Annotated in this window: 13 protein-coding genes and 1 riboswitch; of the genes, 5 read left to right on the forward strand and 8 right to left on the reverse strand. The window is 72.2% G+C overall.

Annotated elements, in window-relative coordinates:
* Positions 1 to 70 precede the first annotated feature (70 nt).
* Genes D0D28_RS07445 through D0D28_RS07455 form a run of 3 tightly spaced genes read left to right on the forward strand, consistent with a single transcriptional unit; the run spans position 71 to position 3,305 of the window.
* Entirely contained in the window at positions 71 to 1,405 is a 1,335-nt protein-coding gene (locus D0D28_RS07445) for a hemolysin family protein (RefSeq protein WP_094005305.1), read from the forward strand.
* Positions 1,402 to 2,445 carry a hemolysin family protein gene (locus D0D28_RS07450; protein WP_094005304.1) on the forward strand — a complete coding sequence of 348 codons (1,044 nt, stop codon included), beginning with the start codon at positions 1,402 to 1,404 and terminating at the stop codon, positions 2,443 to 2,445. Before D0D28_RS07445 ends, D0D28_RS07450 begins: the two co-directional genes overlap by 4 nt.
* A complete protein-coding gene (locus D0D28_RS07455) occupies positions 2,445 to 3,305 on the forward strand; it encodes a 3-methyladenine DNA glycosylase (RefSeq protein WP_116110167.1) in 861 nt (286 codons plus the stop codon). Before D0D28_RS07450 ends, D0D28_RS07455 begins: the two co-directional genes overlap by 1 nt.
* 392 nt (positions 3,306 to 3,697) lie before the next feature.
* Here the strand turns inward: D0D28_RS07455 and D0D28_RS37295 are convergent, their stop codons facing one another.
* On the reverse strand, positions 3,698 to 3,829 hold the full coding sequence (locus D0D28_RS37295; protein ID WP_275895889.1) for a hypothetical protein: 132 nt from the start codon (positions 3,827 to 3,829) through the stop codon (positions 3,698 to 3,700).
* A gap of 85 nt (positions 3,830 to 3,914) precedes the next feature.
* On the opposite strand from D0D28_RS37295, the gene D0D28_RS36605 reads away from it, so the two are divergent.
* On the forward strand, positions 3,915 to 4,601 hold the full coding sequence (locus D0D28_RS36605; protein ID WP_116110172.1) for a substrate-binding domain-containing protein: 687 nt from the start codon (positions 3,915 to 3,917) through the stop codon (positions 4,599 to 4,601).
* Between the two features lie 91 nt (positions 4,602 to 4,692).
* Here the strand turns inward: D0D28_RS36605 and D0D28_RS07465 are convergent, their stop codons facing one another.
* Positions 4,693 to 5,457, reverse strand: a complete 765-nt coding sequence (locus tag D0D28_RS07465) for a helix-turn-helix transcriptional regulator (protein ID WP_094005469.1) — start codon at positions 5,455 to 5,457, stop codon at positions 4,693 to 4,695.
* 124 nt (positions 5,458 to 5,581) lie between these two features.
* On the opposite strand from D0D28_RS07465, the gene D0D28_RS07470 reads away from it, so the two are divergent.
* The gene (locus tag D0D28_RS07470; protein ID WP_094005302.1) at positions 5,582 to 5,944 is read left to right on the forward strand and encodes a nuclear transport factor 2 family protein; all 363 of its coding nucleotides are present in this window, start codon (positions 5,582 to 5,584) and stop codon (positions 5,942 to 5,944) included.
* Positions 5,945 to 6,106: 162 nt separating this feature from the next.
* Positions 6,107 to 6,207, reverse strand: a riboswitch (glycine riboswitch).
* A gap of 42 nt (positions 6,208 to 6,249) precedes the next feature.
* On the opposite strand, the gene D0D28_RS07475 is transcribed toward D0D28_RS07470, so the two are convergent.
* The 6 genes from D0D28_RS07475 to D0D28_RS07500 form a co-directional block, all read right to left on the reverse strand.
* Positions 6,250 to 6,816: a MerR family transcriptional regulator gene (locus D0D28_RS07475; RefSeq protein WP_094005301.1), complete on the reverse strand. Its 567-nt coding sequence runs from the start codon at positions 6,814 to 6,816 to the stop codon at positions 6,250 to 6,252.
* A 375-nt stretch (positions 6,817 to 7,191) separates the two neighbouring features.
* Complete coding sequence (locus D0D28_RS07480; RefSeq protein WP_017988091.1) at positions 7,192 to 7,665, reverse strand: bifunctional nuclease family protein; 474 nt, start codon at positions 7,663 to 7,665, stop codon at positions 7,192 to 7,194.
* Between the two features lie 247 nt (positions 7,666 to 7,912).
* Complete coding sequence (locus D0D28_RS07485; protein WP_162831004.1) at positions 7,913 to 8,662, reverse strand: transcriptional regulator FtsR; 750 nt, start codon at positions 8,660 to 8,662, stop codon at positions 7,913 to 7,915.
* Positions 8,659 to 9,123, reverse strand: coding sequence for a glycogen accumulation regulator GarA (garA, locus tag D0D28_RS07490; RefSeq protein ID WP_017988089.1), 465 nt, complete (start codon positions 9,121 to 9,123; stop codon positions 8,659 to 8,661). Before garA ends, D0D28_RS07485 begins: the two co-directional genes overlap by 4 nt.
* 104 nt (positions 9,124 to 9,227) lie before the next feature.
* On the reverse strand, positions 9,228 to 9,611 hold the full coding sequence (gene gcvH, locus D0D28_RS07495) for a glycine cleavage system protein GcvH (RefSeq protein WP_094005300.1): 384 nt from the start codon (positions 9,609 to 9,611) through the stop codon (positions 9,228 to 9,230).
* 58 nt (positions 9,612 to 9,669) lie between these two features.
* Positions 9,670 to 10,281: a CDP-alcohol phosphatidyltransferase family protein gene (locus D0D28_RS07500; protein ID WP_094005299.1), complete on the reverse strand. Its 612-nt coding sequence runs from the start codon at positions 10,279 to 10,281 to the stop codon at positions 9,670 to 9,672.
* Positions 10,282 to 10,358: the final 77 nt, after the last annotated feature.

The following is a 10,358-nucleotide window of genomic DNA, read 5'->3' on the forward strand; positions in this document are numbered from 1 at the left end:
GTACGAAGCCGGGTGGCGAACCCGGCGTTCCCGAGCACCTCCCCGGCCCGGTTCAGGACCGTGATGGCCGATGATGGAAGTGCTCCTCTCCGTTCTCGGAGTCGTTTTCTTCGTGTTGCTCACCGTCGGCACCGGTCTCGCGGTGGCCGCCGAGTTCTCCCTCACCGCCCTCGAGCGCAGCACCGTCGAGGCGCACGTCCGCCAGGTCGGTGACAAACGGGCCCACACGGTCCGCAAGGCGCATTCGACGCTGTCGTTCCAGCTCTCCGGCGCGCAGGTCGCGATCACGCTGACCACCCTGGTCACCGGGTACGTCGCGGAGCCCCTGATCGGCAACCTGGTCCGCCCGCTGCTCACCGGCGCCGGGCTGTCCGACGGCCTCGCCGCGGGCACGTCCCTGGTCATCGCGCTGCTGCTGGCGACGATCCTGTCGATGGTGCTGGGCGAGATGGCGCCGAAGAACCTCGCCGTGGCCAAGCCGCTGGAGACCGCGCGGGCCGTGATGGGCTACCACTCCCGGTTCTCGGCGCTGTTCCGCTGGCTGATCACGCTGATGAACAACAGCGCCAACTGGGTCGTGCGCAAGTTCGGCATCGAGCCGCAGGAGGAGCTGCGCTCGGCGCGCTCGCCGCAGGAGCTCGGCTCGATCGTGCGCACCAGCGCGGAAAGCGGCACGCTCGACACCTCGACCGCGCAGCTGCTGGACAAGTCGCTGCGCTTCGGCGACCGCACCGCCGAGGAGCTGATGACCCCGCGCGTGCAGGTCCAGTCGCTGACCGTCGGCGAGACGATCAACGACCTCGTCGAGCTGTCCCGGCGCACCGGGTTCTCGCGGTTCCCGGTCTACACCGAGGACCTGGACGACGTGCAGGGCGCGGTGCACGTGAAGCAGGCCTTCGCGGTGCCCGCCGCCGAGCGCGGCACCGTGCGGATCGGCTCGGTGATGCGCCCGGTGCCCACCGTGCCGGAGTCGCTGCCGGGTGACGCGCTGCTGTCCCGCCTGCGGGACTCGCGCTTCCAGCTGGCCATGGTCGTCGACGAGTACGGCGGCACGGCCGGCCTGGTGACGCTGGAGGACGTGGTCGAGGAGATCATCGGCGACGTCCGCGACGAGCACGACACCGGCGAGGCGCCGTCCTCGCAGCGCGTCGGCACCGACACCTGGCTGGTGTCCGGGCAGCTGCGCGCCGACGAGGTCACCGAGATCACCGGGTTCCGGATGCCCGACGGCGACTACGAAACGATCGCGGGCCTGATGCTGGAGCGGCTCGGCCGCATCCCCGAGCCGGGTGACTCCACCGAGGTCGACGGCTGGCGGCTGACCGTGTCCGCGATGGACCGGCTGCGGATCGCCGAGGTGAGCCTGCGGCCGCTGGCCGGGGCGCGGCCGGAGGTGGCGCGGTGAACGACGGGCTCGCCATCTTCCTGATCGTCGTCCTGCTGCTGCTCAACGCGTTCTTCGTGGGCGCGGAGTTCACCCTGATCTCCTCGCGCCGCGACCGCCTGGAGGCCCTGCTCGAGCAGGGCAAGACCCGGGCCCGGATCGTGATCAACGCGAGCAGGCACGTGTCGCAGATGCTCGCCGGCGCCCAGCTGGGCATCACGATCTGCTCCCTGCTGCTGGGCCGCCTCGGCGAACCGGCGGTGGCACACCAGCTCGAGGGGCTGTTCGAGCTGATCGGCCTGCCGGACGTGGTGCTGCACGCGGTGTCGTTCGCGATCGCGCTGGCCTTCATCACGGTCCTGCACGTGCTGATCGGCGAGATGGTGCCGAAGAACCTCGCGATCGCCGAACCGGAGCGGCTGGCGCTGTGGCTGGTGCCGATCCACGTGGGCTGGGTCAAGCTCACCAACCCGTTCGTCTGGCTGCTCAACGCCATGGCCAACGCGCTGCTGCGGGTGGTCCGCGTCGAGCCCAAGGACGAGCTGGAGACCGCCTACACCTCCGACGAGCTGGCCGAGCTGCTGTCCGAGTCGCGCCGGGAGGGCCTGCTGGAGCAGTCCGAGCACGAGCGGCTGAGCCAGACGCTGTCGTCGGTGGAGAAGACCGTGGCCGACGTCTTGGTGCCCACCGCGGAGCTGACCACCCTGCCGAGCGCGCCGACGGTGGGCGAGGTGGAGGCGGCGGTGTCCTCGACCGGCTTCTCGCGCTACCCGCTGCGGTCGGCCGGCGGTGAGCTGATCGGGTACCTGCACGTCAAGGACGTGCTCGACCAGATCGGCGAGCCCGCGGGGAGCACGGTCCCGGCGGACAGGACGCGGCCGCTGACCGATCTGCCGGTGCACGCCCGCCTGGACGAGGCGCTGTCCGCGATGCGGCGCGAGGGCAGCCACCTGGCCCGCGCGCGGGACGCCGACGGCACGATCATCGGTGTCGTCGCGCTGGAGGACCTGGTCGAGGAGTACGTGGGCACGGTGCGCGACGGGACGCACGTGACGGCGTGATGCGGGTGCTGACCGAGGACGAGTGGCGGGCCCGGGAACGCGAGCACGTCGCGCGGGTCCGCCGCTGGACCGTGCCCTACCAGGAGCGCCGGTCGCGGGGCGAGAAGCACCCGGTGCACGACTTCCTGTTCCAGTACTACCCGCACCGCCCCGCGCACCTGGAGCGGTGGAGCCCGGGGCCGGGTGTGGTGCTCGCGGGCGCCCGCGAGTTCCTGGAGCGGCCGGGTTTCCGGGAGGCCGAGGGGGGCGTGGTGGTCGGCGAGTTGTCGGCCAAGCGGGTGGCGACGGTGCGGGCGCTGCTCGTGCTGCTGGAGGCCACCGCGTCCCGCGCGCCGCGGCTGAGCTGTTTCGGGTTGCACGAGTGGGCGATGGTGTACCGGCAGCCGCCCGGGCAGGTGCGGCACAACCAGCTGCCGCTGCGGCTCGGGCCGGCGGGCACCGACACCGTGGTGGAGTCGCTGGAGCTCCGTTGTGGACACTACGACGCGTTCCGGTTCTTCACCCCGCCGGCGCGGCCGCGCAACGCGCTGGAGCCGTCGCGGGAGCGGCAGGTGGAGCTGGAGCAGCCGGGGTGCCTGCACGCCAACATGGACCTGTACCGGGCGGCGTTCAAGCTCGACCCGTTCGTGCCGTCCGAGCTGGTCGCGGACTGCTTCGAGCTGGCGGTGGAGATCCGGGAGCTGGACATGCGGGCCAGCCCGTACGATTTGTCCGGGCTCGGCTACTCCCCCGTGCGGATCGAGACCGCCCGGGGGCGCGCGGAGTACGCGCGTGCCCAGGCGGCGTTCGCGGCCCGGGCGGACCCGCTGCGCACTCGGCTGATCGAGCACTGCCGGACGCTGCTCGCAGCAGAGCGGTAACGCTCAGTCCTGCGATTTTCTTGGGTTCATCACGTTTCGCTAACGGCGAACCCCTGTTAGGGTGAACATCGTTTGTCGGAGCACACGGAGAGTTGAGGAAGAGCACGTATGGGGCGACACAGCAGGGGCGACGACCCCGCTCACGGCCGTCCTGAGACTCGGACCGCGGCGCCGCGGCCGGGCGAGGTCGTGGGGGCCTTCCCAGTGGATCCCGGCCCGGCGAGCGGGTACCGGCGCGTGCCGGACGCTCCTGGTGAGACGACGGGCCGCCGCACTCCGGGCGCCGTCGACGGGAGCGGCTATCGGCCGGGTTTCCGCGCAGCGGGTGAGGCTTCCGGCTACCGCACCACCCCCAGTGAGGCGACAGGCAGCCGCCGCGCCCTCGACTCCGGCTACCGCACCGCGCCCGGCGAAACCACCGGCAGCCGCCGGGCGATCACGGCCGACACCACCGGCAGCCGCCGCGCCGCCGTGGGCGTCTCCGAAACCACCGGCAGCCGCCGCGCGGGCGCCGCTGAGTTCACTGGCAGCCAGCGTGCGGTGGGTGAGGCGTCGGGCTCGCGGCGTGGCCGCGCGGGCCGGAGCGCCGGCACCCGGCAGGTCCTCGCGGTGGATGGGCGTCCCCAGCTCGGCCGCCGGCGGGCCTCGCCGGGCGAATCGACCGGCTCGCACCGCGTCGCGCCGCCCGGGGAGGCGACCGGCTCGCACCGCGTGCTCGGCGAGACCAAGCGCGGCATCGCGAAGTGGCCGATCGTCGCCGCGAGCTTCGTCGTGCTGCTCGTCCTGGGGCTCCTCGGCTGGGGCTGGGCCGACAGCATCCTCAACAGCCGCGCCGAGGCCCAGGCCAGCGCCTGCGCCGAGGGCGACTCCACCCTCAGCGTGGTCGCCGCCCCGTCCGTGGCGCCCGCGGTGACCGCCGCCGCCGAGCGGTGGAACCAGGCGAGGACCGTCGTGCGCGCGCACTGCGTCCACGTCCGGGTGCAGGCCATCGACGACCAGCGCGTCCTGCTCGCCCTGACCGGCCGCGGCAACCTCGACTCGATCGGCGGCCAGCCCGCCGTGTGGATCCCGGAAACCACGGCGACGATCACCCAGCTGAGCGCCGCCCGGCCCGCCCTGCTGACCTCCCCGGCCGAACCGCTGGCGACCACCCCCACCGCCGACTACCCGTGCGCGGTGCTCACCGCCGACGCCGTGGACGAGGTCCAGCAGCGCGCCTCCCAGGTGTTCCGCAACTACCTGCAGGAACCCGCGCAGAAGGCCGACTTCGCCCGGGTGCTCACCCCCGGCGCCTGAGGACCCGGACCGGCTCCGCCCTCCGGGCCACCACCGCACCGGGCAGATCCGGCGCCCCGCACCGGCCCGGGCCGGTGCGGGGCGCCGGTGGTCACGCTGACCGGGTGAGCACCTCGCGGGTGGCCGCGTCCGCCGGGTAGAACGACTCGATCACCAGCTCGGCCAGCGTGACGTCCAGCGCGGTGCCGAAGGTCGCGACCACCGACAGCAGGGTCAGCTCGGCGTCCCCGCGGCGCAGCCGCACCGGCACGAACACCGACCCGGCCGGCGCCTCGTCCACCGGATCGTCGCACGGGTACCCGCTCACCTCGGTCAGCAGGCCGGCCAGATCGGGGTCCCCGGTGATCTCCACCTGGCGCCGCAGCCGTCCCAGCAGCTCGGCCCGCCACTGCCCCAGGTTGATCACGTGCGGCGCCAGGCCACGGGGGTGCAGCGCGATCCGCAGGACGTTGGCCGGCGGCTCCAGCAGGGCCGGGTCGGCGAGATCGGTCAGCAACGCGATGCCGCTGTTGCTCTCGACGAGGTCCCAGTTGCGGTCCACGACCACCGCCGGGTACGGCTCGTGCCCGGCGAGCAGGTGCCGGACGGCGTCGAGCGCCGCGCCCACGTCGGGCAGCGGGGTCTCCGGGAACACCGGGGCGTAGCCGGCGGCCAGCAGCAGCCGGTTGCGTTCCCGCAGCGGCACCTCCAGCCGCTCCCCCAGGCGCAGCACCATGTCGCGGCTGGGCTGGGACCGGCCGTTTTCCAGGAAACTCAGGTGGCGCGTGGAGATCTCGGCGGACAGGGCGAGGTCGAGCTGGCTCAGCCGTCGGCGTTCCCGCCAGTTCCGCAACTGCTCGCCCACGGGGCGCTGCATGGTCGTCACCCGTGCGAAGTTACGGGGTTCGGGGGCACGGCCGCCATTACCTCCGGCGTAATCGACGCGCCGCGCGTTCCGGGAGATCGTGATCAGGTCACACCGACCACATCAGGAGGATCGAATGTCCGACTACACCACCCTCGCCCACCGCTACATCGACGTGTGGAACGAGACCGACGCCGACAAGCGCCGGGCGCTGGTGGAGGACCTGTTCACCCCGGACGCCACCTACACCGACCCGCTGGGCGCGGTGCGCGGCACGGACGGGATCGACGGGTTCGTCGCCGGAGCGCAGGCGCAGTTCGCCGGGCTGACCTTCAGCCTCGGCGGCGCCGTAGACGGCCACCACGACCAGGCGCGGTTCACCTGGCACCTGGGCGCGCCCGGTGCCGCGGAGCCGCTCGTCATCGGCTTCGACGTGGTGGTGATCGACAACGGCCGCATCAGCCAGGTGCTGGGATTCCTGGACAAGGTGCCCAGCTGACGCGCAAGCCGCCGGCCGGCCCGGAACCCCCAGTTCCGGGCCCTCCCCACTCTGTCGTGCCCCGTCAGGGCGCCTGAGAGGTTCACCCGAGAGTTGAGCCGGGTTTGCACCTTCGGCGGGGCCGGACGGAGTTGTGCCCGTCGGCCCGCTTTCCAGAGGCGTCTCGTCCGCGCGGTCCAGGGTGCCTGAGAGGTTCCGGGGAGGATTTGCTCCTTCGGCGCCGGGCGCGCTGGTGGTGGCCCGGTCTCTCCCGCGCGGCTTCGGCGACCGCGATCAGTACCCTACTCCCCGGTTCGGCCGGACGATCACCCGGTCCGGCGAGCGTTGCGGCGCTGGGTGAGTTCGTCGGGTACGACCGATTCGACCTCGCCACCGTCGGCGCGCTCGGCCGGGAAGTCGTGGATCGTGCCGCTGATCTCCTGCATCGGCACCTTCACCGCGATCCCGAACACGCCCTGGCCGCCCTGGAGCAGATCCACGATCTCCTCCGGCGAGGTGCACTCGTAGACCGTGGTGCCGTCGGAGACCAGCGTGACCTTCGCCAGGTCACGCGCACCGCGTTTGCGCAGGTGCTCGACGGCCACGCGGATGTTCTGCAGCGAGACGCCCGTGTCGAGTAAACGCTTGACGATCTTGAGGGCGAGGATGTCCTTGAACGAGTACAGCCGCTGCGAGCCCGAACCGTGGGCGGTGCGGATGCTCGGCGCGACCAGCCCGGTGCGCGCCCAGTAGTCCAGCTGCCGGTAGGTGATGCCGGCGATCTGACAGGCCGCGGGACCCCGGTATCCGACCAGCTCGTCAGGCAGGGACGAGTCCGGGAAGAGCTCACCCTGCTCCCCGGGCACGACCTGAACCGGCCTTTCGTCGACCACGCATGCCTCCCCTCGCCCGGCCGGTGCGGCCGGTCGAAACAAGCACCCGGGGCCCTGGACAGGACCCGCGGCAGTGGTAAACCGCCCCGCGCTCGTGACCGCACTGTGCCCCAGTGACCGCGCCGCGGCCGAATCACACCGAAGCGATTTACCGCCATCGACGGTATGCGTGGGCGCGCCCCTGGTCAACGCGACGCGCGGCCCGCCTCGACGGTGTCTCGAGAGTTGACCGGTCAAGACGCCCCGACCACGGTTACCCGGACGGGTAATTTTCCGCCGCCGGCACCGTGCGCGGCCCCGGAACGCGCCGAAGGGGCCCTCCCGGCCGGTGCTCGAGCCGGGAAGACCCCTTCGGCGCCGCCGGAGGGCGGGCGGTCAGGTGTCCGCGCCGCGGAAGTCCTCCGGCGAGACGGATTCGAGAAATTCGCGGAACTTCTCGACTTCGTCCTCCTGCTCGTCCGGGATGATGAGCCCGGCCTCGTCGAGCACCGCGTCCACCGCGTGGATCGGCACCCCGACGCGCAGGGCCAGCGCCACCGAGTCGCTCGGCCGCGCGGACACCCGGACGTTGCCGTCGAAGACCAGTTCGGCGAAGAACGTGCCTTCGCGCAGGTCGGTGATCACGACCTGCTCGAGCTCGCGGCCCAGCGCGCCGATGACCTCCTTGAGGAGGTCGTGGGTCAGCGGGCGGGCGGGGCGGACGCCCTGCTGCTCGAGCGCGATCGCGGTGGCTTCCACGGACCCGATCCAGATCGGGAGGTACCGCTCACCCTGCGCCTCCCGCAGCAACAAGATCGGCTGGTTCGCGGGCAACTCCACCCGCACGCCGACGACGCGCATTTCGCTCATCGGGCTTCGCCTCCCTCTCGTGTGCGCGGGCCGCAGCGCTGGTCCGAGGGCCCCGCATCGACATCTCCGACGCTACCCGCCATCCCGACGCCGTGCTCGCTTTCGGGAACCGTGTGGCAGTCGCATGGACCGTTCCGGCAAATCCATCACCAACGGTACGGCATCGGCGGCCCGCTGCGGAGCCCCGAAACCATGTCATTACCGTCGCGAGCCGCGACCAGCGGAGATCCAGACCGGCCGGTCGCGCTCATCTGTCCGTCACGTCCCGGATGCCCGCTTTGACCAGCAGCGTGTGCAAGGTCACGGACAGCGCGGCGAGCTGGCGCGCCAGTTCGTCCGCGCGCGCCTTGGCGTCCGCGTCCCGGTGCCGGGCCACCGGCCGCACGATCTGCTCGAGCAGCCCGACCTCGCGGTCGGCCGACGAGCGGAAGGCGCGCAGATGCCGCGGTTCGATGCCGAACTCGGTCATGGCGCGGACCGTGCGGGCCACCAGCACCGCGTCCGGGTCGTAGAACCCGGCGGCGCCGGGGCGGATCAGCCCGTACTGCTCCAGCTCGGCGAGCAGGCCGCCGTCGACGCCGGCCTCGGCGAGCAGGTCCTCCCGGGTCAGGCGGACGTCGCGGCCCGGCGCGAAGTCGTCGGGCCGGGGCAGGCCGTCCCCCGCGCCCGGGGTCGCCGGGAGCGGGACCAGCTTGCGGGGCAGTTTCCCGAGGGGCTGGCCGTCGGTCAGGCCGCGGTCGGCCGCGTCGAGCTGTTCCTTGATGACCTTGAGCGGCAGGTAGTGGTCCCGCTGCGCGGCCAGCACGAACCGCAGCCGTTCGACGTCCGCCGCGGAGAACTGCCGGTATCCGGACGCGGTCCGGCCCGGGCGGACCAGTCCCTCGGACTCGAGGAACCGGATCTTGGAGATGGTGACATCGGGGAAGTCCGGGCGCAGCTGCGCCAGTACCGCCCCGATGCTCAGTCCATCACGCTGTGGCCGCCCGGCAGCCGTCACCGCGCCCCCTGGCCCCCGTGCCCCGGGCCGGTCAGGAAGACCAGGCGGAACTTGCCGATCTGCACCTCGTCACCGCCCGCGAGCACCGCCTGGTCGACCGGCTCGCGGTTGACGTAGGTGCCGTTGAGGCTGCCCACGTCGATGACGACGAACTCCCCGCCCTCGCGGCGGAACTCCGCGTGGCGGCGGGACACCGTGACGTCGTCGAGGAAGATGTCGCTGTCCGGGTGGCGCCCGGCGCTCGTGGTGTCCCGGTCGAGCAGGAAGCGCGAACCCGCGTTCGGGCCCCGCTTGACCACCAGCAACGCCGTACCGGCCGGCAGCGCGTCGACACCGGCGACCGAAGGCTCCGGCGTCGGCGCCTCCTGACCCTCCACGTCCGCCAGGAAGTCGGCCCGGAAGACCGAGGTCCGCTCCGGAGACTGCTCCGGGGGAACGCCGGGCCCGTCGTTGGTGCTCACCTGAGCTCTCCTCACCACTGATGTGTCGCTGGCTGAAAACCTGTGGCTGCCAACGTACCGTGCCTGATCGATTCGGCCCCCGCGGCTCCCCCCAAAACGCGGTCCTAGCCTGCGGTCAGCCGGTTGTAGGCGTCGGCGTCGAGCAGTCCCGCCACGGCGTCGGCGTCGCTCACCTTGATCTCGACGAGCCAGCCCTCGCCGTAGGGGTCGCTGTTGATCAGCTCGGGCGAGTCGGCGACCGCGTCGTTGACGGCGACGACCTCGCCGTCGACCGGGGCGAACAGCTCGGACACGCTCTTGGTCGACTCGACCTCGCCGAACGGCTCGCCCGCGGTGACCGACTTGCCGGCCTCGGGCAGGTCGACGAACACCACGTCACCCAGCTGGTCCTGCGCGTACTCGGTGATCCCCACGCGGACCACGTCGTCGGCACGGGTGGCCACCCACTCGTGCTCCTCCGTGTAGCGCAACTCTTCTGGCGCGGACACTCCACGTCCCCTTTCCTGCCCCGGCTCGCGCGAGGCGTCGCGATGCTCGCGCGCAGTCTTACATCCGCGCGCCCGCCCTGGCACGCCGGACCGCCCAGAAGGTCTGCAGCAGGTACAGCACGCCGGACCACACGTACAGCACGGTGCCCCACGCGGTAAAGGAGTAGGCGATGGGCCGGGCGATCGCGGCCGCGGTCGAAGCGCCCTGCGTGAGCAGCAGGAACGGGAAGGCGTACATCAGCACGAAGGTCGCGGCCTTGCCGATGTAGGTGACCTCGGGCGGGGCGTAGTCGTGGCGGCGCAGGACCAGCAGGGCCACACCGACGAGCAGCTCGCGCCCGACGAGCACCGCGACGAGCCACCAGGGCACGATGCCGCGGACCAGGAAGGCGACCAGCGTGGCGACGATGTAGAGCCGGTCGGCGGCCGGATCGAGCAACTGCCCGAGGCGGCTCGTCTGGTCCAGCCAGCGCGCGAGCTTGCCGTCCAGCCAGTCGGACAGGCCGCTGAACACCAGCAGCGCGAGGGCCCAGCCGTCGGCCTTCGGGCCGAGCAGGAGCCACAGGAACACCGGGACGCCCGCCAGCCGCAGCAGGGACAGCAGGTTCGGCACGGTCCACGCCTGCCGCAACAGGCTGGGCTCGGCCGTCTCGGTGCGCGGTTCGATCACGGGATGAGCCTAATCGGTGGTGCGGGGGCGGGTTCACCCCTTCGGGCCAGGCGGGCACCGCGGGGGTGATGGTGGGG

This window comes from Amycolatopsis ruanii, assembly GCF_003385175.1.
Taxonomy (GTDB): domain Bacteria; phylum Actinomycetota; class Actinomycetes; order Mycobacteriales; family Pseudonocardiaceae; genus Amycolatopsis_E; species Amycolatopsis_E thermalba.